1 rRNA gene is annotated in these 240 nt (G+C 56.7%); it reads left to right on the top strand.

The features are described 5' to 3' along the window. A 16S ribosomal RNA gene (locus tag KJS57_RS26295) occupies positions 1-240 on the top strand; the annotation flags it as partial.

The following is a 240-nucleotide window of genomic DNA, read 5'->3' as shown; positions in this document are numbered from 1 at the left end:
GGAGGCAGCAGTAGGGAATCTTCCGCAATGGACGAAAGTCTGACGGAGCAACGCCGCGTGAGTGATGAAGGTTTTCGGATCGTAAAGCTCTGTTGCCAGGGAAGAACGTCCGTTAGAGTAACTGCTAGCGGAGTGACGGTACCTGAGAAGAAAGCCCCGGCTAACTACGTGCCAGCAGCCGCGGTAATACGTAGGGGGCAAGCGTTGTCCGGAATTATTGGGCGTAAAGCGCGCGCAGGC

This window comes from Paenibacillus vini (genome assembly GCF_018403325.1).
In the GTDB taxonomy this organism is placed as follows: domain Bacteria; phylum Bacillota; class Bacilli; order Paenibacillales; family Paenibacillaceae; genus Fontibacillus; species Fontibacillus vini.
The sequence above is the reverse complement of the archived record's forward strand: the minus strand, read 5'-3'. Positions and strand labels throughout refer to the sequence as shown.